General features: G+C 71.5%; 22 protein-coding genes and 2 pseudogenes. 7 read left to right on the forward strand and 17 right to left on the reverse strand.

From position 1 onward, the window contains the following. Positions 1-47: 47 nt before the first annotated feature. Together AQI95_RS23200 and AQI95_RS23205 are read left to right on the forward strand one after the other, a co-directional pair. The gene (locus tag AQI95_RS23200) at positions 48-965 is read left to right on the forward strand and encodes a quinone oxidoreductase family protein (protein WP_067126876.1); all 918 of its coding nucleotides are present in this window, start codon (positions 48-50) and stop codon (positions 963-965) included. A 132-nt stretch (positions 966-1,097) separates the two neighbouring features. Then, positions 1,098-2,975, forward strand: a complete 1,878-nt coding sequence (locus AQI95_RS23205; RefSeq protein WP_067126879.1) for a sialidase family protein — start codon at positions 1,098-1,100, stop codon at positions 2,973-2,975. Here the strand turns inward: AQI95_RS23205 and AQI95_RS23210 are convergent. Beyond that, positions 2,925-3,968 (reverse strand): bile acid:sodium symporter family protein, encoded by a 1,044-nt coding sequence (locus AQI95_RS23210; RefSeq protein WP_067126882.1) that lies wholly within the window; start codon positions 3,966-3,968, stop codon positions 2,925-2,927. The two genes, AQI95_RS23205 and AQI95_RS23210, sit on opposite strands and share 51 nt — an antisense overlap. A gap of 166 nt (positions 3,969-4,134) precedes the next feature. On the opposite strand from AQI95_RS23210, the gene AQI95_RS23215 reads away from it, so the two are divergent. Beyond that, entirely contained in the window at positions 4,135-5,004 is an 870-nt protein-coding gene (locus tag AQI95_RS23215) for a LysR substrate-binding domain-containing protein (protein WP_067126885.1), read from the forward strand. 29 nt (positions 5,005-5,033) lie between these two features. Here AQI95_RS23215 and AQI95_RS49100 read toward each other — a convergent pair. Beyond that, positions 5,034-5,624 (reverse strand): annotated as a pseudogene (locus AQI95_RS49100) (Lrp/AsnC family transcriptional regulator); the annotation flags it as partial. Here AQI95_RS49100 and AQI95_RS49105 point away from each other — a divergent pair. Together AQI95_RS49105 and AQI95_RS23230 are read left to right on the forward strand one after the other, a co-directional pair. Then, positions 5,608-6,000 (forward strand): annotated as a pseudogene (locus tag AQI95_RS49105) (MFS transporter); the annotation flags it as partial. The pseudogenes AQI95_RS49100 and AQI95_RS49105 sit on opposite strands and share 17 nt — an antisense overlap. A gap of 345 nt (positions 6,001-6,345) precedes the next feature. After that, complete coding sequence (locus AQI95_RS23230) at positions 6,346-8,172, forward strand: AMP-dependent synthetase/ligase (protein ID WP_067126891.1); 1,827 nt, start codon at positions 6,346-6,348, stop codon at positions 8,170-8,172. Between the two features lie 22 nt (positions 8,173-8,194). Here AQI95_RS23230 and AQI95_RS23235 read toward each other — a convergent pair whose 3' ends face one another. Genes AQI95_RS23235 through pqqA form a run of 9 tightly spaced genes read right to left on the reverse strand, consistent with a single transcriptional unit; the run spans position 8,195 to position 19,140 of the window. Next, the gene (locus tag AQI95_RS23235; protein WP_067126894.1) at positions 8,195-10,225 is read right to left on the reverse strand and encodes a PQQ-dependent sugar dehydrogenase; all 2,031 of its coding nucleotides are present in this window, start codon (positions 10,223-10,225) and stop codon (positions 8,195-8,197) included. Positions 10,226-10,239: 14 nt separating this feature from the next. After that, the gene (locus AQI95_RS23240) at positions 10,240-11,592 is read right to left on the reverse strand and encodes a glycoside hydrolase family 27 protein (RefSeq protein ID WP_079071414.1); all 1,353 of its coding nucleotides are present in this window, start codon (positions 11,590-11,592) and stop codon (positions 10,240-10,242) included. Continuing rightward, complete coding sequence (locus AQI95_RS45075; protein ID WP_244188820.1) at positions 11,589-14,837, reverse strand: glycosyl hydrolase family 28 protein; 3,249 nt, start codon at positions 14,835-14,837, stop codon at positions 11,589-11,591. The genes AQI95_RS23240 and AQI95_RS45075 overlap by 4 nt, the downstream gene beginning before the upstream one ends. Before the next feature lie 12 nt (positions 14,838-14,849). Then, positions 14,850-15,674, reverse strand: a complete 825-nt coding sequence (locus tag AQI95_RS23250) for a heparin lyase I family protein (RefSeq protein ID WP_067126897.1) — start codon at positions 15,672-15,674, stop codon at positions 14,850-14,852. Beyond that, positions 15,671-16,873 carry a glycoside hydrolase family 88/105 protein gene (locus tag AQI95_RS23255; RefSeq protein WP_067126900.1) on the reverse strand — a complete coding sequence of 401 codons (1,203 nt, stop codon included), beginning with the start codon at positions 16,871-16,873 and terminating at the stop codon, positions 15,671-15,673. The genes AQI95_RS23250 and AQI95_RS23255 overlap by 4 nt, the downstream gene beginning before the upstream one ends. Then, the gene (pqqE, locus tag AQI95_RS23260) at positions 16,870-17,961 is read right to left on the reverse strand and encodes a pyrroloquinoline quinone biosynthesis protein PqqE (RefSeq protein WP_067126903.1); all 1,092 of its coding nucleotides are present in this window, start codon (positions 17,959-17,961) and stop codon (positions 16,870-16,872) included. Before pqqE ends, AQI95_RS23255 begins: the two co-directional genes overlap by 4 nt. Next, complete coding sequence (pqqD, locus tag AQI95_RS23265; RefSeq protein WP_067126907.1) at positions 17,958-18,254, reverse strand: pyrroloquinoline quinone biosynthesis peptide chaperone PqqD; 297 nt, start codon at positions 18,252-18,254, stop codon at positions 17,958-17,960. Before pqqD ends, pqqE begins: the two co-directional genes overlap by 4 nt. Then, a complete protein-coding gene (pqqC, locus tag AQI95_RS23270; protein WP_067126909.1) occupies positions 18,251-18,976 on the reverse strand; it encodes a pyrroloquinoline-quinone synthase PqqC in 726 nt (241 codons plus the stop codon). Before pqqC ends, pqqD begins: the two co-directional genes overlap by 4 nt. Beyond that, on the reverse strand, positions 18,973-19,140 hold the full coding sequence (pqqA, locus tag AQI95_RS46565; protein WP_107121713.1) for a pyrroloquinoline quinone precursor peptide PqqA: 168 nt from the start codon (positions 19,138-19,140) through the stop codon (positions 18,973-18,975). Before pqqA ends, pqqC begins: the two co-directional genes overlap by 4 nt. A 326-nt stretch (positions 19,141-19,466) precedes the next feature. Here pqqA and AQI95_RS23275 point away from each other — a divergent pair, with 326 nt between their 5' ends. Continuing rightward, entirely contained in the window at positions 19,467-20,303 is an 837-nt protein-coding gene (locus AQI95_RS23275; RefSeq protein ID WP_067126912.1) for an aldo/keto reductase, read from the forward strand. A gap of 88 nt (positions 20,304-20,391) precedes the next feature. Here AQI95_RS23275 and AQI95_RS23280 read toward each other — a convergent pair whose 3' ends face one another. Further along, complete coding sequence (locus AQI95_RS23280) at positions 20,392-21,003, reverse strand: hypothetical protein (protein WP_067126915.1); 612 nt, start codon at positions 21,001-21,003, stop codon at positions 20,392-20,394. A 212-nt stretch (positions 21,004-21,215) separates the two neighbouring features. Here AQI95_RS23280 and AQI95_RS23285 point away from each other — a divergent pair, with 212 nt between their 5' ends. Next, a complete protein-coding gene (locus AQI95_RS23285; protein ID WP_067126918.1) occupies positions 21,216-21,923 on the forward strand; it encodes a glycoside hydrolase family 75 protein in 708 nt (235 codons plus the stop codon). A 13-nt stretch (positions 21,924-21,936) separates the two neighbouring features. Here the strand turns inward: AQI95_RS23285 and AQI95_RS23290 are convergent, their stop codons facing one another. The 5 genes from AQI95_RS23290 to AQI95_RS23310 form a co-directional block, all read right to left on the reverse strand. Continuing rightward, positions 21,937-22,638 carry an SDR family oxidoreductase gene (locus AQI95_RS23290; protein WP_067127513.1) on the reverse strand — a complete coding sequence of 234 codons (702 nt, stop codon included), beginning with the start codon at positions 22,636-22,638 and terminating at the stop codon, positions 21,937-21,939. A gap of 136 nt (positions 22,639-22,774) precedes the next feature. Further along, positions 22,775-23,692: a class I SAM-dependent methyltransferase gene (locus AQI95_RS23295; RefSeq protein WP_067126920.1), complete on the reverse strand. Its 918-nt coding sequence runs from the start codon at positions 23,690-23,692 to the stop codon at positions 22,775-22,777. Positions 23,693-23,914: 222 nt separating this feature from the next. After that, complete coding sequence (locus tag AQI95_RS23300) at positions 23,915-24,664, reverse strand: class I SAM-dependent methyltransferase (RefSeq protein ID WP_067126923.1); 750 nt, start codon at positions 24,662-24,664, stop codon at positions 23,915-23,917. A 5-nt stretch (positions 24,665-24,669) separates the two neighbouring features. Continuing rightward, positions 24,670-24,978 carry a 4a-hydroxytetrahydrobiopterin dehydratase gene (locus AQI95_RS23305; protein WP_067126927.1) on the reverse strand — a complete coding sequence of 103 codons (309 nt, stop codon included), beginning with the start codon at positions 24,976-24,978 and terminating at the stop codon, positions 24,670-24,672. An 87-nt stretch (positions 24,979-25,065) separates the two neighbouring features. Then, complete coding sequence (locus tag AQI95_RS23310; protein ID WP_067126930.1) at positions 25,066-26,154, reverse strand: ADP-ribosylglycohydrolase family protein; 1,089 nt, start codon at positions 26,152-26,154, stop codon at positions 25,066-25,068. Between the last annotated feature and the right edge of the window lie 55 nt (positions 26,155-26,209).

Genomic DNA, 26,209 nt, shown 5'->3' on the forward strand with positions numbered 1-26,209 from the left:
CCCAACGATCCATGCGCCGGGCCCGCCCGGCCCGAGAGGTGTGTGCGATGCGTCGCGTCCGCTACGAATCCACCGGCGGCCCGCTCTTCGTCGAGCAAGCCCCCGTCCCCGAGCCCGGCCCCGGCGAACTGCTGGTGCGCTGCGCGGCGATCGGCGTCACCCTGCCCGTGGTCCGCAAGGTCACCGAGGCCGCCGAGCCGATCGCGCTCGGCGGGGAGGTCGCCGGCGAGGTGGTGGCGGCCGGCGAGGGCGTGACCCGCTTCCGGCCGGGCGACCGGGTGACGGGGATGTGCTTCGGACACGGGTACGCCGATTTCGCCCTGCTGCACGAGGCCATGACCTCGCCCGTACCCGACGGCGCCGACGCCGTGGACGCGATCGCGCTGGTGCGCAGCGGCCTGGTGGCGTACGGGGCGCTCGAGGCGGCGCGTCCGGCGCCGGGCGAGTCGGTCCTCGTCACGGCGGCGGCCAGCGGGGTCGGCCACCTCGCCGTGCAGCTGGCCCGTGCGCGGGGTGCGGGGCGGGTGGTGGGAGCCGTGTCCGACCCGGGCAAGGCGGACTTCGTCCGCTCGCTCGGCGCGGACGACTGTGTGCAGTACGACGACGACGGTTGGGGAGACCCCTTCGACTGCGTCCTGGACGCCGTCGGCGGTGCCCTGCTCACCCCTGCCGTCGCCGCCCTCGCCCCGCACGGCCGCCTCGTCGCCTACAGCTCGGGCGGCGGCACCCTGGAGGCGTACGACCTGCTGGTGGGAGCCAAGTCGGTGATCGGTTTCCAGATGGCCCTGATCGCCCGCGGACGGCCGGACCTGTACGAACAGTGGCGAAAGGAGCTGTGGCGGCTCTTCGCCGAGGGCGCCCTGAAGCCTGCCGTCCATGCCGAGTTCGGCCTCGGGGACGCCGCGAAGGCGCACGAGGTGATCGAGACACGAGCCAACCGCGGCAAGGTCGTCCTGCGCCCGTAGAGATGTCGCGCGCACCGCGTGCTGCACGCTTCTTGTGAGGCGACCTGCCCCCAACTACCTTCGATGGGGCGCACGTTGGACATGGGATGTCCGGATGTCCAGATGTCCGGCCGACGAAGGGCAGGTCGCTCCATGCCGTCAGGTCTCCGCGCCCGTCTCAGATCCGTACTCGCCGCCGTCTGCACGGTGGCGGCCCTGTTCGTACTGCCTCTCGCCACCCCCCACCCCGCACATGCCCAGCCCGCCGCGGACTCACCCGAGTTCGCACAGCAAGTCCTGTTCAAGGCGTCGCAGGATCCCGGCTACGCCTGCTTCCGCATCCCGGCGATCGCGCGGACGGCCGACGGCACCCTCCTGGCGTTCGCCGAGGGCCGCGTCCTCAACTGCGGGGACGCCGCCGACATAGACATCGTCCTCAAACGCTCCACCGACGGCGGCCGCAGCTGGGGCCCGTTGCAGGTGGTCAACGACGGCGGCGGCGACACCCACGGCAACCCGGCGCCGATCGTGGACCGCGAGACGGGCCGGGTCTGGCTCGCGGAGACGTACAACACGGGCCGGACCGACAGCGCCAGCTGCGCGATCCCCTGTGACCGCACCCCGCACCTGCAGTACAGCGACGACGACGGCCGCACCTGGTCCGCACCGCGCGACCTCAGCCCGGAGATCCTGCCCGCCGACTGGAACTCCTGGTACGCGACCGGCCCGGTGCACGGCATCCAGCTCACCCGGGGCCGCTACGCCGGCCGGCTGGTCTTCGGGGTCAACACCGAGTCCTGGGACGGCAGCCGGATAACCGCCAACCACGCGGCGCTGATCGTGAGCGACGACCACGGCGGCCACTGGCGGATCGGCGCCACCGACACCTGGCCCATCGCCGACGACGGCACCTTCCGGCAGAAGCCGTCCGAACTGACCCTGGCCGAGCGCCAGGACGGCTCCCTCCTGATCAGCGGCCGGGAGCAGGACGGCACCGACCTCGGCCACCGCACCCAGGCGCTCAGCCGCGACGGCGGCGGCAGCTTCACCGCCCCCTTCCACGACCTGCCCGACCTGTACGCCCCGATGGTGCAGGGATCGATGCTGCGGATCGGCGACCGCCTGCTGCTCGCCTGCCCCGCCGACCCCGACCGGCGGCGGACGATGATGATCCGCTCCTCCTACGACGGCGGCCGCACCTGGGACAGCGTGGACCGCGGCACGGTCGTCACCACCGACTGGTCCGGCTACTCCGACCTGGTGCGTGCCGACGCCGACACGGTGGGCCTGATCTACGAGGGCGGCGCGGTGGACGCGCGCGACGAGATCCGCTTCGCCCGCTTCACCGAGGACTGGCTCGCCCCGCGCCGGGGCCCCGACCCGGTCACCTCCGACTGGAGCCCGCGCGCCCGCCCGGCCGCGGTGCTCGGCGGCGCGAGCCGGACGGACGGGGTCTTCGGCGGCGCGCTGGAGTTCGACGGCATCGACGACGCCGTACGGCTGCCCTACCGCAGCGACCTCCCACTGGGCACCAAGGACTTCACGGCGTCCCTGTGGTTCCGGTACACGGCGACGAGCGGCGAGCAGCCGCTGCTGTGGATGGGCGGGATCGGCACCAGCCAGCCGCAGGTGTGGGTGCGCGGGGAGCCGGCGAGCAACCGCGTCCAAGGGCTGATCACGGTACGCGACGGGGCGATCGCGCCGCAGACCGCGTACGTCCGTACGGACAAGGCCTACAACGACGGCGAGTGGCATCATCTCGTGCTGCGCCGCGGTGCGGGCGAGCTGTCGCTGTTCGTGGACGGCGCGAAGACCTCCGTCGCCGACGTCCCCGGTTCGGTCAGCCGCAACTCGCCCTTCGGTGTGCACATAGGCCAGCGCATGGACAGCAGGGCCTTCTTCACCGGCGCGATCGACGAGGTGCATGTGTGGGACCGGGCCCTCACCGACGAGGAGGTGTCGGATCCGAGGGCGCTGCGGTCACCGAAGGACACGGTCCTGTGGCTGCCCCTGGACCATGTGAGCGGCTGACTCGGCGACGGTGTCCGGGACCTCCTGCGGGTCCCGGGCCCGGCGCCTCGCGATGACCGCGCACACCATCAGCTGCATCTGGTGGAAGAGCATCAGCGGCAGCACGGCGAGGGAGGCGTGGGCCCCGAACAGGACGCTGGCCATGGGCAGCCCGGAGGCGAGCGACTTCTTCGACCCGGCGAACTGAATGGCGATCCAGTCCGCCCGGCCGAAGCCGAGGGCCTTGCCGCCGTACCAGGTCAGCACGAGCATCACGGCGAGCAGGGCGGCCTCGACGACGAGCAGGGCGCCGAGGCGCGCGGGGCTGACCTGGTGCCAGATGCCCCGGGTCATGCCCTCGCTGAAGGCGGTGTAGACGACCAGCAGGATCGAGCCGCGGTCGACCAGCCCGAGGATCTTCTTGTGCCGGGCGATGAAGCCGCCGATCCAGCGGCGCAGCAGCTGCCCCGCGAGGAACGGCACCAGCAGCTGCAGCACGATCTTGAACAGTGAGTCGGCGGAGAACCCGCCACCGCTGCTGCCCAGCAGTCCGGCCGCCAGCAGCGGGGTGAGGACGATGCCGATCAGGGAGGAGAAGGAGCCCGCGCAGATCGCCGCCGGGACGTTTCCGCGGGCGATCGAGGTGAAGGCGATGGACGACTGGATCGTGGACGGCACCAGCGTCAGGAACAGCAGTCCCTGGTACAGCGGCTGGGTCAGCAGCACCGGCACCAGTGCGCGCGCCGCGAGCCCGAACACGGGGAAGAGGACGAAGGTGCAGACCAGCACGGTGGCATGGAGCCGCCAGTGGCGCAGTCCGTCCAGCGCCTCACGGGTGGACAGGCGGGCGCCGTAGAGGAAGAAGAGGAAGGCGATCGCGGCCGTCGAGGCGCCCGAGGCCACGTCGGCGGCGGCGCCCCGGGCCGGTAGCAGCGCGGCGAGGCCCACGGTCCCGAGCAGCAGGACGATGTACGGGTCGATCGGCAGCCAACTCGGCCGGCGCAGGCGATTCACAGTGCTCCGATTGCTGTGCGCGCGTCTGTACGCGTCTGTTGACATGTCGTACCTCGGCGGGCCCACAGGGCCCCCCTCCATCGTCCTCCCCGCGTCGCTGATCGGGAATCCCGCATACCACTCTGACTGCCATCATGATGAGCGATAGCCGCGTAGGCTGCCACTCGTGTACGACCCGACGCAGCTGCGCACCTTCCTCGCCGTGGCCCAGACCCTCAGCTTCACCCAGGCCGCGCGCCGGCTGGGGCTGCGCCAGTCCACGGTCAGCCAGCATGTGCGCCGGCTGGAGGAGGCGACCGGGCGGCAGCTGTTCACCCGGGACACCCATTCGGTGGAGCTGACCGAGGACGGCGAGGCGATGCTGGGCTTCGCCCGGCGGATCCTGCAAGTACACGAGCAGGCGGCGGCGTTCTTCACCGGCACCCGGGTGCGCGGCCGACTGCGCTTCGGGGCGTCGGAGGACTTCGTGCTCACCCGGCTGCCGGAGATCCTGGAGGGCTTCCGCTACGACCACCCGGAGGTCGACCTGGAGCTGACCGTGGAGCTGTCCGGCACCCTGCACGAGCAGCTGGCGGCCGGGAAGCTGGACCTGGTGCTGGCCAAGCGGCGCCCGGAGGATCCCCGCGGCGAGCTGGTCTGGCGCGACGACCTCGTGTGGATCGGCGCCGAACGGCTGCGCCTGGACGCCGAGCGGCCCGTCCCGCTGATCGTGTACCCGCCGCCCGGCATCACCCGGGCCCGTGCGCTCCAGGCGCTGGAGCGGGAGGGCCGCGGCTGGCGGATCGTGTGCACCAGCGGCAGCCTCAACGGGCTGATCGCGGCGGCTCGCGCGGGGCTCGGCGTGATGGCCCACTCCCGGCGCCTGATCCCGCCCGGCCTGTTCCGGCTGCCGGATCGCGCCGGACTGCCCGAGCTGGGCAGGATCGACTTCGTGCTCGTCCACGGCCGCCGCCGGGGGGCCGCCGAGGAGGCCGCGAACGCGCTGGCGGCGGCGATCCTGGCGGGCGGGGAGCGGCTTCGCCGCCAGGGCGGCTGAGGTTCGCGGGCGGGTCGGCCGGGGTCCCGTCAGCGGGGCACCGGGTACGTCAGTTGCTTGACCCGGCGCTGGAAGATCGCGGTGTCCACGTGCTGGACTCCCTCCAACTGGCCGAGGGGACCGCTGAGGTAGGCGTACAGACCGGCCGTGTCGCGGGCCAGTGCGGTGACGACGAGGTTGGACGGCCCGGCCGTCGCCGAGACCCAGGCGGTCTGCTCGTGCCCGGCCAGGGCCTCGCCGACGGAGTGCAGCGCGGCGGGCGCGGCGGTGATCCACAGGGCGGCGACGACGGTGTGGCCGAGGACCTGGGGCTGGTACTCGACGTCGGTGTAGACAGCACCGGAGGCGCGCAGCGCGGCCAGCCGGCGTCTGACCGAGGACTCCGAGCGGCCCGTGGCGCGCTGGAGCTCGGGATAGCCGGCCCGGCCGTCGCGCTCCAGGACGGCCAGCAGGGGTTCGTCCTCGGGTTCGAGGCGAGCGGGTGCGGGGACGGGTTCGCCGACGGGGCGCAGGGCCGCGACCTGGTCGTCGGTGAGTGCGCCGAACTTGAGGATCCAGCCCTGCGGACCGCCGTAGAAGCGGTGCAGGAGCTGGTGGACACGGATCTCGACCACCTTCGGCGGGGCGGCCCTGGCCGCGGTGCCGGCGGAGCGGGCCGGGATGGCGGGCGGTGCGGTGAACACGGTCCGGCAGCTCGGGTACGCGCTCGGCGTGGCCGTCTTCGGCACCGTGCTCACCTCCCGGATGACCGGCGCGCTGCCGAGCGGCGCGGCGCACGCGCTGGCGGGCGGCGGCGCCGACGCGCTGCGCGGCGGCTTCCCGGAGCACACCCTGCGCACCGCGTTCGCCTCGGGTCTGAACGGCGCGCTGCTGGCGGCGGGGCTGACGGGGCTGGTCGCGGGGGCGCTGGTGCTGCTGCTCGTGCGGACGGACCGGCCCGCGGCGGCGCAGGCGTCCGGCGCCCAGCGGGAGCAGGCGGTGCCGGCCCACCGCTGACCACGGCGCACATGCGGGGCGGTCCCGGAGCATCTGGCCGGGGCCGCCCCCGCCCGTGTGCCCGTCCTGACCGGGACGTGCCTCGTATGCGACGATCGGGGCGGTGTGCACCGTAATCGGCGCGTACAGATTCGGTGGAGATTACGGCACCGAAACTTACTGACCCGTCAGTATTGTGTCCGGCCCTTCCCCATGTGCGGGCATTTTCCGGTCACCGCCCAGGGGAATCGTGAGGTTTGCTCGGTTTCCGACCCCCTCCCGCCCGGTGACGGCGTGGGGTAGCTTTCACCGCGCTGTGCCGAGCATCACGGGCGTGACCATGCAGCGAGGATCGGGGAGCGAGGTTTGCGCGAGTTCACCAACCCACCGCTCACGTCGGCACCGCCGGTGGGCGGTCTGGCCGACGTGGTCTTCGAGCATGCCGGGACGGACCCCACGCACATCGCCCTCGGCCGCAAGGACGCCACCGGGCAGTGGCGGGATGTGACCGCCGCCGAGTTCCGTGACGAGGTCCTGGCGCTCGCCAAGGGCCTCCTCGCACGCGGCATCCGCTTCGGCGACCGCGTCGCGATCATGTCCCGCACCCGGTACGAGTGGACCCTGTTCGACTTCGCGCTGTGGGCCATCGGCGCCCAGGTGGTGCCGGTCTACCCCACGTCCTCGGCCGAGCAGTGCTTCTGGATGCTCTACGACGCCGAGGTGTCCGCGGCGATCGTGGAGCACGAGGACCACGCGATGACCATCGCCACCGTCATCGACCGCCTCCCGCAGCTGCGCCAGCTCTGGCAGTTGGACGCGGGCTGTGTGCAGGAGCTGTACGACGCCGGGGCGCATCTCGACGACGAGCTGGTGCACCGGCACCGGCAGGCGGTCACCCCGGAGTCGGTCGCCACCATCATCTACACCTCGGGCACCACCGGCCGCCCCAAGGGCTGCGTCCTCTCGCACGGCAACTTCATGTTCGAGGCGGACACGATGATCCAGCGGTGGCAGCCGGTGTTCCACACGAAGAAGGACGACGAGGCGTCCACGCTGCTGTTCCTGCCGCTCGCGCATGTCTTCGGGCGGATGGTGGAGGTCGCGGCGATCCGCGGCAGGGTCCGCTTCGGGCACCAGCCGCAGCTGCACGCCGCCGCACTGCTGCCCGATCTGGCCGCGTTCAGGCCCACGTTCATCCTCGCGGTGCCGTACATCTTCGAGAAGGTGTTCAACGCGGCCCGCCGGAAGGCGGAGAAGGAGGGCCGGTCGGGGCCGTTCGAGAAGGCGGTCGACATCGCCGTGAAGTACGCGGAGGCCGTGGAGGCCAAGGCGTGGGGCACCGGACCCGGCCCGTCGGCGGGGCTGCGCATGCAGCACCAGCTCTTCGACAAGCTCGTCTACTCCAAGGTCCGCGCGGCGATGGGCGGCCGGATCCGCAACGCGATGTCCGGCGGTTCGGGGATGGACCGCAGGCTGGGGCTGTTCTTCGCGGGCGCCGGTGTGCAGATCTACGAGGGCTATGGGCTGACCGAGTCCACGGCCGCCGCGACGGCCAACCCGCCCGAGCGCACCCGCTACGGCACCGTCGGGCAGCCCGTGCCGGGCGTGACCGTGCACATCGCCGACGACGGGGAGATCTGGCTGCACGGCGGCAATGTCTTCCAGGGCTACCTCAACAACCCGAAGGCCACCGACGAGACCCTGCACGAGGGCTGGCTGGCCACCGGCGACCTGGGCTCGCTCGACGAGGACGGCTATCTGACCATCACCGGCCGCAAGAAGGAGATCCTCGTGACCTCCGGCGGCAAGAGCGTCTCCCCCGGTGTGCTGGAGGAGCGGGTCCGCGACCATCCGCTGATCAACCAGTGCATCGTCGTGGGCAACGACCGCCCCTACATCGCCGCCCTGGTCACTCTCGACCAGGAGGCCGTCGAGCACTGGCTGCAGATGCGCGGGAAGCCGAAGCTGACCCCGGCCCAGCTGGTGCGCGACCCGGACCTGGAGACGGAGGTGCGGCGGGCGGTGGTCGCCGCCAACACCCTCGTCTCCCAGGCCGAGTCGATCCGTACCTTCCGTATCCTCGCGCAGCCCTTCACCGAGGAACACGGCCTGCTCACACCGTCGTTGAAGCTGAAGCGCAAGGCGATCGAGAAGGCGTACGACAACGAGGTCGAGGCCCTCTACCACACCTGACGTAACGTCAATTCTCGTGCGGTCAGCTGATGTCGACCCGGAAGATCTTGTCCGATCCGTCCGCTGCGCCTCCGTTGTTGTCGCAGTTGGTGGTGGACAGCCACAGCTGGTCGGCGCCCGGCACCTTGGTGACGGTGCGCAGCCGGCCGTAGGTGCCGACGTAGTACGCGGTCGGGGTGCCGACGCTCTCGCTGTCGCCGTTGATGGGGATGCGCCACAGGCGTTCGCCGCGCAGGGAGGCCATGTAGACGACGTTGCGGACGATCGCGATGCCGCTCGGCGAGGCCTCGCTCACGTTCCAGGTGGCCTTGGGGTTGGTCATGCCGGCGACGTTGCAGTTGCCCTCGCAGGTGGGCCAGCCGTAGTTCGCGCCGGGCTTGATGAGGTTGAGCTCGTCCTTGGAGCTGTTGCCGAACTCCGCCTCCCACAGCCGGCCGTTGCGGTCGAAGGCGAGGCCCTGCGGGTTGCGGTGGCCGAGGGAGTAGACGTAGTTGCCGAACGGGTTGCCGGGGGCGGGCTTGCCGTCGGTGGTCAGGCGCAGGATCTTGCCGTTGAGGGAGTTCTTGTCCTGGGCGAGGTCGGGCTGCTGGGCCTCGCCGGTGGAGGCGTAGAGATAGCCGTCGGGGCCGAAGGCGAGGCGGCCGCCGTTGTGGTAGCGGTTCTTCTTGATGCCCTGCAGCAGGACCTTGTAGTCGCCGAGCTTGGTGCCGTCGTAGGTCATGCGCACGACCCGGTTGCCCTCGGCGGCGGTGTGCATGAAGTAGACGTAGTGGTTCGTCTCCCACTTGGGGTCGACGGCGACGCCGAGCAGGCCGCCCTCGCCGTTGGTGGTCACGGCGCCCGGCACGGTGCCGACCTGGGTCTTCGCGCCGTCCTTGGTGACCTTCCAGACCCGGAAGTCGTCCCGCTCGGTGACCAGCGCGGTCTTGCCGTCGGGCATCCAGTAGGTGCCCCAGGGGATGGTCCAGCCCGTGGAGAGGGTGGCGACGGAGGACGGGACACCGCCGTCGGTGGCGCAGGCCTTGGTGGTGAAGGAGACCGTGTTGCTCGCCGGGGAGACATTGCCGGCGGCGTCGCGGGCGACGACGTTCAGGCTGTAGGGGCTGTTGCAGGCGAGCCCGTTGAGCGTGGTGGAGGTGCCGCTGGTGACGCTCTTGTACACGGTGGTGCCGCTGCGCACGTCGTAGGCCGTGACGGCGCGGTCGTCGGTGGCGGCGCCCCAGGTGAGGTCGACGGTGTTCGCCGTGATGCCGGCCGCCTTCAGGGTGCCGGGGGCGGTCGGCGGGGTGCTGTCGGAGCTGGGTTTGGTGGTGCAGTCGACGACCGGGCTGGCGGGTGAGGTGTTGCCGGCCGCGTCACGGGCGATGACCGTGAGGTTGTACGGAGTGTTCGGGGCGAGCCCGGTCAGCGCCTTGGAGGTCGCGCCGCCCGCTGCCTCACTGATCTTGTTGCCGTGCTCGTAGATGTCGTAGGCGGCCACGCCCACGTCGTCGGTCGAGGCGCCCCACGACAGGGTCAGGCCGTCCTCGCCGATGTCCGAGCAGGAGGGCTGGCCGGGGCGGGTGGGGGCCTGGGTGTCGGACGGGGTGCCGAGGCTGATGCGGTCCAGGTTGGGTCCGCCGTTCGCGGTGGTGGCCGTGGCCCGGATCGTGTTGCTGCCCGCCTTCAGGGTGACGCCGACGGACTTGGACGCCCAGGTGTTCCAGTCCGCCGTCGCCGGGAAGGAGACGGCGGAGGCGACGACGGTTCCGTTGACGGAGAGGTCCATCGGCCGGTCGGTGCCGGTGCCGTTGGCGTAGCGCAGGGTGAGCGACGCGGGTCCGGCGGCGGCCGCGGCGACCGTGAACTCCACGGAGGAGCCCTTGACGTTGGTGTAGTCGACGAAGCCGGTGCCGGAGTAGCCGGTGTGGTTGGTGGCGACGGTGCCCTGGGAGATCTTTGCGTCCTCGGCCTGGTAGTCGGTGGCCGCGCTCGCGGTGCCCTGGCTCAGTACGACGAAGGGCACGGCGAGGGCCAGGGAGACGGCGCAGACGAGTACTCTTTCGCGTTTCATGAGGGTTCCCTCGGCTAGCTGTTGACGGGTGTCACACGGATCAGCCGGGTCTCGCCCGGCCGCAGCGTCGCGCTGTACGCGTCGGCGATCGCCCCCTTGTGGGAGCCGGACCAGAGGTCCGTGACGTCACCGGAGCCGGTGAAGCCCACCTGCGACCAGTTCACGGAGACCGTGGCGGTACCGGACGTGCCGGTGTTGAACAGCGCCACCGCATAGGCGCCGCTGCTCTCGCGTTTGCTCCACACCTGCTTGACCCCGCTGTCGACGATCCGGCGCGCCGCGATCCCGTCCTGGTCGACGGCGACGAGCCGGTCGTTGGTGAGCATCGGCTTGTCGACCGGGTCGAGTTGGGTGAGGTCGGTGCCCAGCAGCAGGGGGGCCGCCGCCATCGACCACAGGGTGAGCTGGGAGCGGCGCTGGTCGGCGGTGAGCCCCGCCCGGTCGCCGTTGCCGATCTCCAGGGAGTCGAGGTCGTTCCAGCCGCCGGGTCCGGCGTACGGCTGCCAGGAGGCGGCCGAGGCGAAACGGGCAAGGACATGGGACCAGTCGGTGAGGGGGTAGCCGCTGCCGTGGGGGCCGGGGCCGCAGTAGCACTCGACGTCGCCCTGGGTGCGCCAGCTGTTGGCGAGCGCCCGCCAGGTGGTGGCGTGGTCGATCGGGAGGTTGTTGGACAGGGCGAAGGTGATCGGCCGGCCGGTGGCGCGCAGGGCCTTGTCCCAGGCTCTGACGTCGGGGACGTCCTGGGCGCCCACGCCGTCGATCTTCAGGTAGTCGACGCCCCACGAAGCGAACTGCCTGGCCCAGGAGTTGACGAACTCCTGCGCTCCGGGCCGGGTGTAGTCGATGGCGTACATGTTCTTGCAGTTGTAGTTCTTCTCGGTCGTCGAGGTGTCCGCGATGTCCTTGGCGTGGTACGGCGTACCCTCGATCGGGGTGTTCCTGGTGACGGCGTTCTTGGCGATGCCGGGGGTGACGTAGAAGCCGAACTTCAGCCCCTTGGCGTGGATGTGGTCGGCGAGAGCCTTGATGCCGCCGGGGAACTTGGCGGTGTCCGCGCTCCAGCGGCCGTAGGAGTCGACGGCGAACCCGTCGGCATCGCACTTCTGCCAGAAGTCGTCGAGGTTGACGAAGACGAAGCCGTGGTCCTTCAGGCCGCTCGCCGCCAGGGCGTCGGCCTGTGCCTCGATCTTCGCCTCGGTGGGCTCGCGGCGGACGAAGCTCCAGCTGCTCCAGCCCAGGGCGGGCCGCAGGGACTGGCCGTTGTCGGAGGCCGCCGCGGGAGGGGCGGTGGCCGTGAGCGGCAGCGCGGCGGCGGCGAGCAGCCCGGCCGCCGTGAGTGCCCTGCCCCGGGTCATGGCCTTGGTCATCGCCGCCCTCCCCTCGGCGCGGGGGTGGCGTAGGAGGTGCCGATCCAGGCCTCGTCGATCCGCAGCCGCCGATAGTGGGTGGTGTCGCCGGCGGCGGCCCAGGTGGTGTCGACCTCCAGGCGGACATAGCGGGCGGTGGCGGCGGTCAGGTCGATGCCCTGGACGCCGCGGGCGCTGGGCAGTTGGCCGGTCCGGACCGGGCTGCCCCAGTTCTTGCCGTCGGCGCTGAGGTAGACCTTGTAGGCCTTGATGCGCGCGGACTGCTCGGTGGCCGAGCGGGCGTAGGCGACGGAGTCCTCACGCTGGTTGAGCCCGAGGTACTGCACCCTCTTCGGCGCCCCGAGGTCGAAGGTGAGGCTGACCGGCAGGGTCTTGTCGTTGTCCCAATAGGTGAGGTAGTCGCCGTCCGCGGCGGCGGAGCCGGGGTGGCCGCCGGCCGACGCGCCGGCGGCCACCTCGACGCCGGTCGCGATGCCCTGGCGGCCGGCGGTGATCACCTTGAACACGGTGTCGTAGGGGTCCCAGCTGCCCAGTCCGCCGAGGGTGAGCACACCGCCGGACTGCGACCAGGAGACCGCCGCCCCGGTGCGCAGGTCGGTGACGGAGGCGATGCGGTAGCCGTTGTCGCGGATGCGCAGGGTGCTGGTGCTCGGCGGGGTCAGGACGTGGATGTACTGCCGGTTCGGGTCGTCCTTGGCGACGGTGGTGACGCCGTGGGCGCCGTCGTTCCAGAAACCGGGTTTGAGGCCGCCGTACATGTAGCCGCCGCCCTCGGTGCCGTGCAGCGACTCCCAGATGGGGTTCAGGTAGCTGTCGGCGAAGGTGTTGAAGGCGGCCTGGTTGGCCGGGAACCTGCCGTTGACCTCAGCGGTCTCCGCCATCAGCGCCTTCACCGAGGAGCCTGCATTGGTGACGAGGCGGCCGATGGTCAGCTTGCGGTCGACCGTGGGGTCGGAGCCGTCGTACCACCACGCGCCGGTCGACGGGAGCTTGAAGTCGGCCTCGGTGAGCCGGGGTTGGGCGGTGTAGATCGCCTGCGGATAGTCGTAGGCGGGCGTCATTCCCGTCTTCTGCTCATTGCTGATCATGTCCATGATCGGCGTGTCCTCGTTGTTGTTGCTGAGGGTGTAGTTCGGGCGCTTGGCGTAGATCTGCGCGTAGAGGTCGTGGCTCTCCCAGTACGCGTTGTCGTTGTCGATCCAGAAGCCGCCGAGGTCGGGGTAGCGGTCCATGACCTCGAAGAAGTTGTCGTAGGAGAACTGCCCGAAGCCGTCGCGGGTGGTCAGGTCGACGTTCTTGCCCTTGTAGGCGGAGTAGGCGGCGGAGTCGAGCCACTCGTGGCCGCCGTCGTCGTGCCACTGGGGGTCGTCGGTCATGTAGAGGATGACCTTCATGCCCTTGGCCTTGGCGGCGCCGATCAGTTCGCCGAGGAAGTCCCGCTCGGTGGAGCAGGAGCCGGGGATCTTCGACGGCCAGGGGCGGGCGTAGCCGAGCCGGCTGTGGAACGTCGCCAGCACGATGTACTGCGTGTGCAGTTTCCTGGCTTCGTTCACCCAGTAGTCCGGCGTCCAGCCGCCCTCGGTGACGTCCTTCTCCCAGGCGCCGCAGCTGGTGTGGCCGGGTGCGGTGCGCAGGCCCCAGTGCAGGAAGAGGCCGCCGACGGAGGCGCGCAGGAAGGCCTGGCGGGGGTTCTCCACATCGCGCGGGCGCAGCGGTGTGCCGCAGTTCCGGGTGGATCCGCTCGCCGAGACCCGCAGGGCGCCGCCGGTGGTGGTGTGGCTGTCGGTCAGGCAGTAGCCCGTGACGTTCTGCAGGCCGATGTCGTGGGGGGACCTGCTCCCCTTCTGCGCCGTGAAGCGGGTCAGCCGGATGCCGTCGGCCGCGTTCGCGATGACGGCGGGGCGGCCGTCGTCGGCGGCGTAGCGCACCGCGCTGTCGGTGAACTGGATGTCGTCGGCGTTGTGCAGGTACCAGCCGTACGCCGGCCGGGTGCCGATGCTCTTCGGGTTGTAGTCGTTCGGGTCGTTGCCCGGCACCCCGGTGGACATGGTGCCGTTGCCGCCCGGGACGGTGATGTCGACGTGCGTGAAGGTGATCCCGCTGATCCGGTGGCCGCTCTCGCCCCACAGGGTCGGGCTGAAGGAGGGGCTGCTGCCGGTGGCGGTGATGTTGTCGTACGTCACGTCGCTGATCGACCCCACACCCGGGCTGTCGCCGCATCGTCCGCGTGTGCCGATCTTCTCCATGATCGGCGAGTGGACGTCCGTCATCGTGATGTCGCGGTAGTGGACGTCGGAGATCTTCGCGCCGTCCATGGAGACCATGCCGAGGCCGGACTTGTCGGCGCCCTCGATGCGGATCTTCTCGAACTGGTAGTCCGAGAAGTCGCCGCAGGTCTCGGAGCCGAACATCAGGGCGTTGCAGCAGCGCGCCGAGAGCACCGAACCGCTCACCCGCACATGGCCGCTCGGGAGTTTGGCGCCCAGGGCGTAGTCGCTCTTGAAGACCAGGGCGTCGTCGTTGGCGGCGATGTGCGCGCCGGTGATCGTCACGTTCGTGGTGGAGATGATGTTCCAGCCGTCGCGGTCGCTCGCGGTGTCGATGGTCAGACGGTCGGAGACGACGTTCGTGCAGCCGTTGATCAGGGCGGCGAAGTGGCCGCCGCGGCGCAGGGTGAGGCCGTCGCCGAGGCGGAGTCCGTCGCAGCGGGTCAGCGACAGGATCTTGTCGGCCTGGCCGGACTTGGGGTTGCCGGTGATCAGGTCGCCCGCACCGTCGATGACCCCGGCACCGGTGAAGCCGATGTCGGTCAGCCTGTCGCCGTAGATCATCGCGTTGTGGAAGTGGCTGTGCCCGTAGTCCTGGTACTTGTCGTTCGGGTTGGACTCGGGCGGGTCGTAGGTGTTCGCCGAGGAGCCCTGGATCGTGGCGCCCTTGTCGACCTGGAGCGTCACATGGCTCTTCATGTGGATGGTGTTCTTTGACTTGTAGGTGCCGGCCGGGAAGCGGACGGTGCCTCCACCCGCCGCGCTCGCGGCGTCGACGGCCTTGTCGATGGCGGGGGTGTCGTTGGCGGAGCCGTCGCCCTTGGCGCCGTAGTCGCGCACGTCGTACACGGCGGCGGGGCGGGGCGTGTCGGGACGCGGGGCCGCGAGGGCGGCGGGGTGGGAGAGGCCGAGCACGACGGCGAGGGCGCACAGGACGATCGCCGCCGCCCGTCTCGGGCCGGCGATGTGGGGTTTCACGGGACGGCTCCTCTAGACGAGTTGGTAGCCTCGGAGATCGGTCAGCAGCAGGTAGGTGTCCTGCAGGGACCCGGAGGTGTCGCCGAGGGAGCGGTAGATGCCCCACTTCGGGCGCACCCGGTCGGCGAGGAAGGTGTCGACACCGGTTCTCGACGTGTCGACGACGGTCGTGGAACCGCTCTTGAGGATCCAGCGGACGGAACCGGCCGAGCCGTTGCCGACCTTGATCTGGAAGTCGACGTCGGTCCATTTGTCGTGCAGCGGGTCGAGGTCGGTACGGCCGACGAGGATGTCGTCGCCGGCGAGCCGGAGTTCGATGGTCTGCCTCCCTCGCCCGTCCCTTCGCAGCGACTGCACGACGATCGGCGAGGTACCGTTGCCGGGCTGTTTCATCTGCATGATGTGGGTGAAGGTGGTCGTGGCCTTGAGCGTGCCGGGGATGTACATCGAGTAGGTGATCCGCCAGGTCTGGCCCTCGGCCCACTTCAGGTAGCCGCTCGGGCCGGTGCGCAGGCCGGTGACCTCCTGGCGCTGGCGGTCGGTGGACGTGTCCCGGTCGACGGTGTGGATGTCGAAGCGCCAGTTGTCGCCCGTGGCGAAGATGTGCGGATGGCCGGCCGGGTGGGAGTGGGCGCGGTCGTCCTCGACGGTCTCGAAGGCGCCGAGCCCGTCGGTGCGCGCCGACGGCGACCACTTCAGCCGCCAGGAGGCGGCGATGGGGGCACCGCTCGCGCGAGCGGGGCCGAGCGTCGGGGACTCGGTGGCCGGCAGGACCCTGGCGGCTGCCGCGGCACCGCCCAGCGCGGCGCCCAGCACAGCCCTTCTGGACGTGCTCATGACACAGAATCACCTCGCAGCTGCTCGTTCATGATCAGGAAGGCGCCGAGCCCGTGGAAGTCGTTGACGGCCCGGGTGCGGCCGACGTAGTACGCGTAGTCGCCGACGTTGGTGCCGACGGAGATGTCGGACAGATCGGTGCGCCCGTCGCCGCCCACCGACAGCCGCGCCAGCACCCCCTGGTAGCCGCGCCGGGCGACGGCCTCGAAGTGCCGGTCCAGATAGCCCTGCCGGGCGCCGCGGTCGAGGGCGTAGGTGAACATGCTGGAGCAGGAGGTCTCCGTCCAGTTGTCCGATCGCCCGCCCTTGTCGACGACCTGGAACCAGCGCCCGGAGGCCGGGTCCTGGTACTTCTCCAGCGCTGACGCCAACGCGCCGAAGATGTGCAGCAGTTGGGGACGCCGGGGCTGGTCCGCGGGGATCGCGTCCAGGACGTCGGTGAGCGCCATGGCGTACCAGCCGACGGCACGGCACCAGTGCTCGGGCGCGAGCCCCGTGGCCGGGTCGGCCCAGCTCGCCGACTTCGACTCGTCGTAGGCGTGCCGCAACAGGCCGTTCGCCACCTGCAGATGACCGCCGTAGACGGCGAGCTGCCGGGCGGCCTCCTCGTCGGTGTAGGCGCTGTCGGCGAACTCCTTGCCGTACTCGACGAGGAACGGGTTCACCATGTAGGCGCCGTCCGCCCACAGCTGGTGGGCCCGGCTGCTGGTGTCGGCGTGCCAGAAGCCGCCGTCCGAGGTGCGCGGATAGGTCCGCAGACGGTCGCGGATCTTCTGTGCCGCCTTGCGGTAGCGGTCCTGGCCGGTCTCGTGGTGCAGGATCACCAGCAGCCGGCCCGCCTGCATGCTGTCGAGGCTGTCGAAGGACTGGGCGATGCCGCCGTCGGCGCTCACGAACCGGTCGACGTAGGCCTTGATGTACGACAGCAGGCGCGGGTCGTGGGTGCGCCGGTAGACCAGGTACTGGCCGTACAGGTACAGGCCCACCGGGTACGACCAGCCGCCGATGGTGGCCGGTGTGTAGCGCGCCATGGTGGAGTCGGTGACGGCCCTGGACCAGTCGCGGGCGGCGGCCGGGCGGGCCGGGGCGAGGGTCGCGGGGGCGGCGCTCGCCGGGGGTACGGCGGCGGGCAGCGCGGCAAGGACGGCGGTGGCGAGCGCGGTGGCGGTCAGCGCCGCGCGCAGGCGTCGGCGTCTCATGGTCCTCCTTCTCGGTAGGCGTACGCGGGTGGGTGCGGGGTGCGGGCGGCACCGTCCACCAGGGCGTCGACGAGCGGGCGCTCCGGGGCGTGCCGACAGGCGGGGTCGGTGCGGGCGGCGTCCCCGGTCAGGGCGTGGGCCTGGCAGCGGCAGCCGCCGTGGTCGACCGTGCGCAGTGCGCAGCCGCGGCACGGCTCGGGCATCCAGTCCTCGCCCCGGAAGGCCCGGAAAGCGCTCGACTCCCGCCATATCCAGCTGAGCCGACAGTCCTGCACACGGGGTGGGTCCAGGTCGGGCAGCGTGCCGGCGGCCGGACAGGGCAGCACCGTGCCGTCCGGGGCGACGGTCAGGGAGACGGCACCCCAGCCGCCCATACAGGGTTTCGCGGTGGCGTCCACGAGATCGGGGGCCACCCACACCAGCTCCAGGGCGTCGCCGAGCCGCGCCCGCCAGAAGGCCACCCGGGTGCGGGCCCGCTCGACCTGGGCGGGCGTGGGCAGCAGGGCGGCGCGGTTGCGGGCCGCCCAGCCGTGGTACTGGGTGTTCGCCAGCTCGATCCGGTCGGCGCCCCAGTCGAGCGCGAGCCGGACCAGGCCGTCGAGGTCGTCCAGGTTGGCGCGGTGCAGGACGGCGTTCAGCCCGAGGGGCAGTCCGGCCTCGCGGACCAGCCGCGCGGCGCGTTCCTTCGCCGTGAACGACCGCGCCCCCGCGACGTGTTCGGCCGTGCTCGGATCGGCGTGCTGCACCGAGAGCTGCACACTGCGCAGCCCGGCCCCGGTCAGCGCGGCCAGCCGTCCCTCGCCGAGCCCCAGCCCGCTGGTGACGAGCTGGGTGTACAGGCCGGCGCCGTCCGCGGCGGCCACCAGCTCGGGCAGATCGCGCCGCAGCAGCGGCTCGCCGCCGGACAGATGGGTGTGCACGACACCGAGGTCACCCGCCTGCCGGAAGACATCCGACCACTGGTCGGTGGTCAACTCCGCTGACCGACGGGTCAGTTCGACCGGGTTGGAGCAGTAGCCGCAGCGCAGCGGGCAGGCTTGGGTGAGTTCGGCGAGCAGGGCCCAGGGCGGGCCGGGGGGTTCGGTCATCTCAGCCAGCCCTCCTTCCGCAACCGGTGGAGAAACTCGGGGACTTCGGCGGCGACCGGCGCGCCCGGATGGCGTACGGCCAGCTCGGCGACGACGGCGGCCATGTCCCGGACGCCGTCGCACAGCCGCAGCACGTCGCCGGCGCTGCCGTCGAGCACCACCACCCGCTCCGGCAGCAGCAACAGGTCGGTGCCCCGGACCGGGTCGTGGCGCAGCATCACGCCTCGGGCCGGGACGGGGCGCCACGGCGTCGGGGCGGGGGCGCGGACGGGTGGTGCCGGTGGTCGGGTCATGGCCCGCTCCGGTCCACCGCGTCCAGCAGGGCCCACAGCACATCGCACTTGAACTCCAGTGCGGCGACGGCCCGTTGCTGCTCCTCGAGGGTGCGGGCGCGGTCGAGCACCAGGGCGAGGGCCTGGTCGGCGTCGCGGGCGCCCTGGGTGACGCGGGTGCGGAAGTAGGCGAGGCCCGACGGATCGATCCACGGGTAGTGGCGTTCGAAGGCGGCGATGCGGGTGCGCATCAGGTCCGGGGCGGACAGCTCGGTCAGGGAGGCCGCCACGGCGTCCAGCACCGGGCGCCGGCGGCAGAAGGTGACGTACGCCTCGACCGCGAAACGCACCCCGGGCGGCACCCGGGAGGCGTCCAGAAGCTCCTCGCGCGCGAGGCCGGCCGCCTCGCCGAGCCGCAGCCAGCGCTCGATACCGCCGCCCCGCGCCGGGTCGGCGTCGATGCCGTCCTGGTCGTGGATGCGGCGCAGCCAGGCCCGGCGCTCCTCGGGCCGGTCGAGCCCGGCGAGGATCAGCGCGTCCTTCACGGGGATGTGCCGCTGGTAGTGGAAGCGGGCGGCGATCCAGCGGCGCAGTTCGGCGGGGGTCAGCTCACCGCGGTGCATCCGCTGGTTGAAGGGGTGGCGGTCGTGGTAGCGCGTCGCGGTGACCGCGCGCAGTCGCGCGGTGAACTCGGCGGCCGGCCAGGCGGCGCGGCCGTCGAGTTCCGGTGGCGCCGCGGTCATGCGGCCGGGGGCGGCTCGGGCGGACGACGGTCGGCGAGCGCGTACGCGGTCACCTCCAGCGCGGTCTCCACGATGTGGAAGCCAGGGCTTCGCCAGACCTTTTCATCGGATGTCTGGGGGTCGAAGTGCGGTGTCACTGCAGACAGCGAAGGGCTCTCGTTCATGTGTGCGTACTCGCTTTCCTGAGGGTGGGGAGTCTCAGAAGAGAGTCAAGGGAGTCACAGGGGATGCAGCGGCCATGGTCAGGGCCGGTTCACATGTATGCACCAGGTTCATTGACACGACCGGTGGCGCGATACAGAGTCGCGGGGCGACGCGCCCCGGTCAATGGTCCGGACCGAAAACGTCGGATGCGTTTCCGGCCAATCTCCACCCACGACACTGACTGACCGGTCAGTTGAGAAAGATCGCGCGGTCAGGAATGCGGCGCGGCGTGTGATCGTTGACCATAGGAGTACGACCCGTCGACAACCGAAGGATCAATAGGCTCGTGAGCAGCAAGGTCCCCCCGATCATCCTGAACAACGGCGTCGAGATGCCCCAGCTGGGCTACGGCGTGTGGCAGGTGCCGGACGACGAGGCCGAGCGGGCCGTCGTCACGGCTCTGGAGGCCGGGTACCGCAGCATCGACACAGCGGCGATCTACGGCAACGAAAAGGGCACCGGCAAGGCGATCGCCACCTCCGGCGTTCCGCGCGAGGAAGTGTTCCTCACGACGAAGGTCTGGAACGCGGACCAGGGCTACGACGCCGCGCTGCGCGCCTTCGACACCTCGCTGACCAAGCTGGGCACGGACTACGTGGACCTGTACCTGATCCACTGGCCGCTGCCCTCGAAGGACCTGTACGTGGAGACGTACAAGGCGTTCGAGAAGATCCATTCGGACGGCCGGGCCAAGGCCATCGGTGTCTCGAACTTCCTTCCCGAGCACCTGGACCGGCTGATCGCGGAGACGAACGTCATCCCGGCCGTCAACCAGATCGAGCTGCACCCGCACCTTCAGCAGCACGCCGCCCGCGAGTTCCACGCCGAGCAGGGCATCGCGACCGAGGCCTGGTCGCCGCTCGGCCAGGGCAAGGGCCTCCTGGAGGTGCCGGCGATCGTCGCCATCGCGCAGAAGCACGGCCGTACACCGGCCCAGATCGTGCTGCGCTGGCACATCCAGCTCGGCAACGTCGTGATCCCCAAGTCCGTGACGCCCTCGCGGATCAAGGAGAACATCGAGGTCTTCGACTTCAGCCTGGACGACGAGGACCTCGCGGCGATCAGCGCCCTCAACGAGGACCGGCGGATCGGCCCCGACCCGGCCACCTTCGACATGAGCTGACACCGCGGCACACCACGGCCGTCCGCCCCGCCGGCACCGCGGGGCGGGCGGCCGTGCCCCGTCCGTGGGGACCGCTACGCCCGCGCCCTCAGTCGCTCCGCACGTCCGCGTGCACGATCTCGAACTCCTCCAGGGCGATCACCGCGACATGCGCCTTGGCCGCGCCCTCGCGCCGGACCGTAGCCTGACCGGTCCGGGACGCCACGAGTGCGCCGCGATCGGTGAAGAGGACACCGGTCATGCCGCGGCCGCGTGCACGGTCCAGGAAGAGGGCCGCCCCGGCGAAACCGGGCAGGTCCTCCAGCCGGGGCAGCACACCGGTGCGGAAGGTGTCGGCGGCCAGATCCGCGTCCGCCGGTGCGAACTCCACCCGGGTGAGCCGCAGCCCGCCGCCGGCGAGGGTCCGCCGCCCGGCATGGAGGACGGCCGCCTCGTAGTTCTCGACCGCGACGGTCCCGGCGAAGGGCTGCAGCAGCTCCGGCCGACGCGCGCGCATCACCTCGTCGCTGTTGTGGCGCGCCTCGACGGACTCCCACCAGCTGACCGAGAGCAGTTTGCCGAGGTCGCGGTCGATGAAGACGCCCGCCCCCCGATAGCCGGGCCGTTCCTCCAGCAGGTCGTGGCCCTGGGTGTTCAGGGCGTGGACGGCCGCGCCCAGCTGTGCCGGATCGCCGGTCGCGTACACCGTGCGTACGAACATGCGCCTCGCCTCCCGGAGCCGTGGCCAGGCCGGCCCACGGCGGCTGACATATCCGGAAAAGTCATCCCCTTCAGTCTTGCCACGGTCGTAAATCACCGCAATCCGCACAGGATTCGGGAGTTCGCAACCGGAGTCTTGACGAGGACATGCACACGGGTCCACCGTGTACGGCACCTGGTAAGGAAACTTTCCTAACAGAAGGGCCCCCCACCGTGCGCCTTCGAAACCTGACCCTCGCCGCGGCCTCCGGTGCCGCGCTGCTCGCCGCCGGAGTACTGCCCGCGCACGCGACCGCCGGTTCGGCGGCCGGGACCGCCCCGGCCTCCGCCCGGGAGGGCTCGGTCAGCGCGGCCGACCTGCTCGCCAAGGTGAAGTCCTGTTCGCAGATATCGAACGGGAAGTACAAGACGGACGACGAGACGTCGGCCACCGTCCCCGTGTGCGGCAAGAACGGCGCGGTGTTCTGGAAGGCCGACATGGACATCGACTGCGACGGCCAGACCACCACCAACTGCAACAAGAACCGCGACCCCTGGTACCAGGACGACACGGCCTTCCACCAGTCCGACGGCAAGCCGCTGAAGGCGGAGTCGCTGCCGTACGTCGTGGTGCCCAGCTCCAGCAGCATCTGGAACTACTCCGGCGCCGGCATCAAGGGCGGCGGTGTGGTCGCGGTCGTCTACGGCAACAAGGTGGAGTACGCCGTCGTCGGCGACACCGGCCCCACGAAGATCATCGGCGAGGCGTCGTACGCCACCGCCAAGGCGCTCGGCATCGACCCCGACCCGAAGACCGGCGGGGCCGACTCCGGCGTGACCTACATCCTGTTCAAGAACTCCAAGGTCTCCCCCATCGAGAGCCACAGCGCGGCCGTCTCCCTCGGGGACCAGCTGGCCAAGCAGTTCCTGGCCGACAACTGACCTGTGTCGTACGTCAGTTGGGCTGACCCAGCGGGCGGACGACCACGGTGTTGACGTCGACCCCGGCCGGCTGCCGGATCGCCCAGACCACCGAGTCAGCGATCTGGTCGGCCGTCAGCAGCAGCCCCGGCGGCAGGCTGCCGAGACCGTCCCAGAACGGGGTCTCCACCCGGCCGGGGGCGACCAGCGTCACACCGATCCCGAACTCCGTGACCTGGCGCCGGGTGTTCTCGGCGAGCCCGGTGACCGCCCACTTCGTGGCGCCGTAGAGGTTGCCCGGAGCGTTCACGAAGCCGGCGACGCTGCCGATGAGGACGATCCGGCCGCGGGACTCCTTCAGCGCCTCGACGGAAGCCCTGACGAGCAGGGCCGGACCGAGCACGTTGGTGAGCACCATCTCGGTCCAGCCGGACGGGTCGCCTTCCGCGACGGTGTCGTGGGTGGCGAAACCGGCGTTGGCGACGACCGTGTCCAGCCGGCCGTACGCCTTGAGCGTACGGTCGACGGCGTCCTGGATGTCATTGAACGCCGCCGCATCACCGGCGACGGTCAGCAGTTCACCGGGATTGCCCAGGCTGTCGGCGAAGTCCCGCAGCCGGGACTCCGTACGGCCGGTGACGGTGACCTTGTGGCCGGTGGCCAGCAGCTGCCGGGCTACGGCGGCACCGATGCCGGTGGCGCCGCCGGTGATGAGTGCGACCGGAGAATCGTGCACGGTTTCCCCCTGTGCGTCGGTGAACGCCGGGCAGTCCATCACTTGGAGAGCCCTCGAAGTCAAGTCCCGTCGCACGTACGGCGGTAGGGGACCGAGGGGAGGCGGCGGTGCCGGACGGCTCGGGCCGACACAGGCCCTAGACCGGTCGTACCGCGCGGTGCACCGTGTGGGCCGCCAGGACGAAGACGTCGGGGCGGCGGTGGACGCCGGCGGGATCGGTGGGGTCGAGGAGGCGGTCGAGGGTGGCGCGGTCCTCGGCGTCCAGGGCGTCGGCGTAGGCCTCCCTGGCGCGGGTCAGCCTGGCGACGACGAAGGCGCGGGCCCGGTCCGGGAGGGGGGCGGGCACATCGAGGAGGAAGCTGCGGGTGCCGGTGTGCTTCAGACCGGCACCCGCCAGCAGGGCCGGCCAGTCCTCGGTCACGGCGACCGCGCTGGGCAGCTCGGCACGCATCCGGGCGAAGCGGTCCTCCTGGACCGCGTCGAGGCGGGCCTGGAGTCCGGGGTGGCCGAAGCCGATGTCGCGAGGCAGACAGCGGCCGGACAGGCCGCCCTCCAGGATGGCCAGTGTGCCGCCGGGGGCGAGCCGGTCCGCGAACGCGGCGAGCGCGGCCTTCTGGTCGCCGAGGTGGTGCAGGCTGCGGCTGGCCCACAACAGGTCCGCCGGATAGTCCAACTCGGCCAGGGAATCGGGCAGTTCACCGGTGATGGTGTCGAAGCGGTCCGCGACGCCCTGGCGGGCGGCTCGGGCCCGGGCGTGCTCCAGGAGCGGCGCGGAGCCGTCGGCGGCGACCACCCGTGCGCCGGGGAACGTCTTCGCCATGAGGCATGCGATCACCCCGGGCCCGCTGCCCGCGTCCACGATCAGACCGGGCTCGGTCACCTCCTCGCCCAGCCAGGCCAGGGCACGAGCGTAGGCCGGGCTGTGCACCTCGGCCTCCGCCTCCAGCAGCGCCACCATGGCGCCCCAGTCGATGTCGTCTCCGTGCCCGTGGCTGTGGCCCTGGTGTGTGGAGTGCCCGTGGCGGTCGTCGGGGTCGTGGTGGTCGTGTGCCATGGTGGTCAGCCTCTCGCTCGGATGCGGCCAGCCTGCGACGGCGCACGGACGGATGCCACCTTCGTTGCCGGTGCCGCAAAAAATTGCGGGTGCCGCGCAACACATCGCGGGCACGCGATCCGCCGGGGGCGGCGCCACGACAGCGGCGGGCAGGCGTTCCGCCCCGCATCCGTCGTCACCCGCACCGGCCGCGCCCGGCCTGCCTCCCGCCTTCCCGTCTCCTCACGCCGCCGTCGGCTTGCGGAACGCCCGTACCGCGAACACCGGGTCGGGTCGCGGGCGGTCCTGGTCGGGGAGGCGGGAGAGGCGTGTGGCGAACTCCTCCGTGCGGGACTGGCCGGGGGGCAGCATCGTGAACCAGCCGCGGCGCAGGTCGGCGATGGTGGCGCGCGGGCTGCGGCCCTGGCCGACGCCGCGGAACACGCCGTCGCCGGCCGGCCGGAGCCCGTGGCGGACGGCGTGCCCGGTGACGGTGGCGGCGGCGTCCTGGGCGGTGCGGCGCGGGCGGGGGGCGAGCACGGCGTCGATGTCGCTGCCGACGTCGTGCGCCGCGGCCTTGTCGACGGTGGTGACGTAGATCCCGCCGGGCCGCAGCACCCGGGCGCACTCGGCGACGATCGCGCGGACGTCCTCGGGGGCGTCCGGCAGATGCAGCAGCCAGATGCTGGTGACCACGTGGAAGGCGCCGGTGCGAAAGGGCAGTCGGCGGCTGTCGGCCCGTACGACCGCGCCGGGCAGCCGGGCCCCCGCCCTGCACACCATGGCGGGGGTGAGGTCGGCGCCGGTCACCCTCAGCCCCGGACGGTCGGCGGCCAGGCGGCGGGTGACGATGCCGGTGCCGCAGGCCACGTCGAGCAGATGACCCGGCCCGTCGGGGACGAGACCGAGCACCGCTTCGGTGGCCGCCGCGGCGCGGGCCTCGCCGCCCCGTGAGACGTCGTAGGCGTCGGCTTCCTTGTCGTAGTCCAGCACACCCCTCAGTGTCCGCCGTGACCTGGGGCGATGTCCTCCACCCTGTGGGCGAGCGCGAAGTCCTTGGCGGTGAGTGCGCCGCCCGCGCTGTGTGTGTGGACGCTGAGGGAGACGGTGTTGTAGCCGAGGACGAGGTCGGAGTGGTGGTCCAGTTCGTCCTGGACGGCGGCGACGTGCATGACCAGCGCCGCCGCCGCGACATGCGAGCCGAGGCGGTAGGAGCGGGTGAGCCGGCCGGCGTCGTCGACCGACCAGCCGGGCAGCTCCGCCAGCCGGTCCTCGATCTCCTTCTGCGACAACGGTTCTACGGCCATGGCCGGGCTCCCTTCGAGGGGCGGGACGGCGGTTACGGGTTCAGCCTGCCACGGCGGCCCCGCGCGTACGCCGCCCCGCGAGCGCGCTCAGCCCTGCGTGTACGCCGCCGCGAGGTCGTCGGCGAGCGCCGCGATGCGGTCCCGGCCCTCCACCCGGGCCACCCAGCCGTGCGGCAGACCGGTGTCGCCGTGCCACGCGCCGAGCAGGTTGCCGCAGACGGAGCCGGTGGAGTCGCTGTCGCCCGAGTGGTTGACGGACAGCAGCAGCGCCGCCTCGGGGTCGGGCTCGGCGAGCGCGCAGTAGACGGCGACGGCGACGGCCTCCTCGGCGATCCAGCCCGCGCCGAGGGACTCCACCTTCTCGGCCGTCGGTGCCCCGCCGTCGGCGAGGTCCAGGGCCGCGCGCAGGGCGGCCGACGTCTCGGTGTGCCCCTGGTGCCGCTCCAGCAGCCGCAGCGTGCGCAGCACCGCGCCCTGAAGACCGTCCCCGGCGACCAGATGTGCCACGATCGCGGCGAACGCGCCGGCCGCGTAGTAGCCGGTGGGATGGCCGTGGGTGATCTGGGCGCCGCGCGCCGCCATGGCGAAGGCCGCGTCGGCGGGGGCCACCAGGCCGAACGGGGCCGAGCGCATCACCGTGCCGCAGCCCTTGGAGTCGGGGTTCACCTCGCCCGGCGAGCCGTCGAGCGGGAGCGCGGGGTCGGGCGCGTACATCTGGGCGACGCCGGACAGACAGGCGTTCCCGGGGGCGCGACGGGAGTACAGCCAGGCCTCGGTGACCAGGCCGCCCGCCGAGGCGGCGGGCTCCCCCGGCGCCGGCTGCTCGGGGCCGCGCTGGGACTGGGTCCGCAGCCAGCGCTCGTACGCCTGGCGCAGCACCAGGGACCACGACTCGCGCGGCTGTGTCCGCGCCTGGACCAGGGCCTCGACGGTGAACAGGGTCATCTGGGTGTCGTCGCTGATCAGGCCGACCGCACCGGGCGTACCGAGGACGAAACCGGTGACGCCGCGCGGGCCGTGTGCGGCGCGGATCCGGTCCAGGGTGGAGAACTCCACCTGGTAGCCGAGGGCGTCACCGATCGCGCCACCGAGGAGACAGCCGCGCACTCTCGCCCGGTACACGGCGGCGGCCTGCAGGGACGGCGTCTGCCACGGCTTCGGCCACGGCTGGTTCATACGTAACTCCTCGACTTCGGTCACATGTATGAGCGACTCGGCTACGGTCGGTCGT

It is taken from the genome of Streptomyces yokosukanensis (assembly GCF_001514035.1).
GTDB lineage: Bacteria > Actinomycetota > Actinomycetes > Streptomycetales > Streptomycetaceae > Streptomyces > Streptomyces yokosukanensis.

Bases quoted from the DNA above. Each gene is read 5' to 3' on its own strand.
- AQI95_RS23200 (WP_067126876.1), top strand. From the start codon at position 48: ATGCGTCGCGTCCGCTACGAATCCACCGGCGGCCCGCTCTTCGTCGAG.
- AQI95_RS23205 (WP_067126879.1), top strand. From the start codon at position 1,098: ATGCCGTCAGGTCTCCGCGCCCGTCTCAGATCCGTACTCGCCGCCGTC.
- AQI95_RS23235 (WP_067126894.1), bottom strand. From the start codon at position 10,225: ATGAAACGCGAAAGAGTACTCGTCTGCGCCGTCTCCCTGGCCCTCGCC.
- AQI95_RS23240 (WP_079071414.1), bottom strand. From the start codon at position 11,592: ATGACCAAGGCCATGACCCGGGGCAGGGCACTCACGGCGGCCGGGCTG.
- AQI95_RS23250 (WP_067126897.1), bottom strand. From the start codon at position 15,674: ATGAGCACGTCCAGAAGGGCTGTGCTGGGCGCCGCGCTGGGCGGTGCC.
- AQI95_RS23255 (WP_067126900.1), bottom strand. From the start codon at position 16,873: ATGAGACGCCGACGCCTGCGCGCGGCGCTGACCGCCACCGCGCTCGCC.
- pqqE (WP_067126903.1), bottom strand. From the start codon at position 17,961: ATGACCGAACCCCCCGGCCCGCCCTGGGCCCTGCTCGCCGAACTCACC.
- pqqD (WP_067126907.1), bottom strand. From the start codon at position 18,254: ATGACCCGACCACCGGCACCACCCGTCCGCGCCCCCGCCCCGACGCCG.
- pqqC (WP_067126909.1), bottom strand. From the start codon at position 18,976: ATGACCGCGGCGCCACCGGAACTCGACGGCCGCGCCGCCTGGCCGGCC.
- pqqA (WP_107121713.1), bottom strand. From the start codon at position 19,140: ATGAACGAGAGCCCTTCGCTGTCTGCAGTGACACCGCACTTCGACCCC.
- AQI95_RS23280 (WP_067126915.1), bottom strand. From the start codon at position 21,003: ATGTTCGTACGCACGGTGTACGCGACCGGCGATCCGGCACAGCTGGGC.
- AQI95_RS23295 (WP_067126920.1), bottom strand. From the start codon at position 23,692: ATGGCACACGACCACCACGACCCCGACGACCGCCACGGGCACTCCACA.
- AQI95_RS23305 (WP_067126927.1), bottom strand. From the start codon at position 24,978: ATGGCCGTAGAACCGTTGTCGCAGAAGGAGATCGAGGACCGGCTGGCG.
- AQI95_RS23310 (WP_067126930.1), bottom strand. From the start codon at position 26,154: ATGAACCAGCCGTGGCCGAAGCCGTGGCAGACGCCGTCCCTGCAGGCC.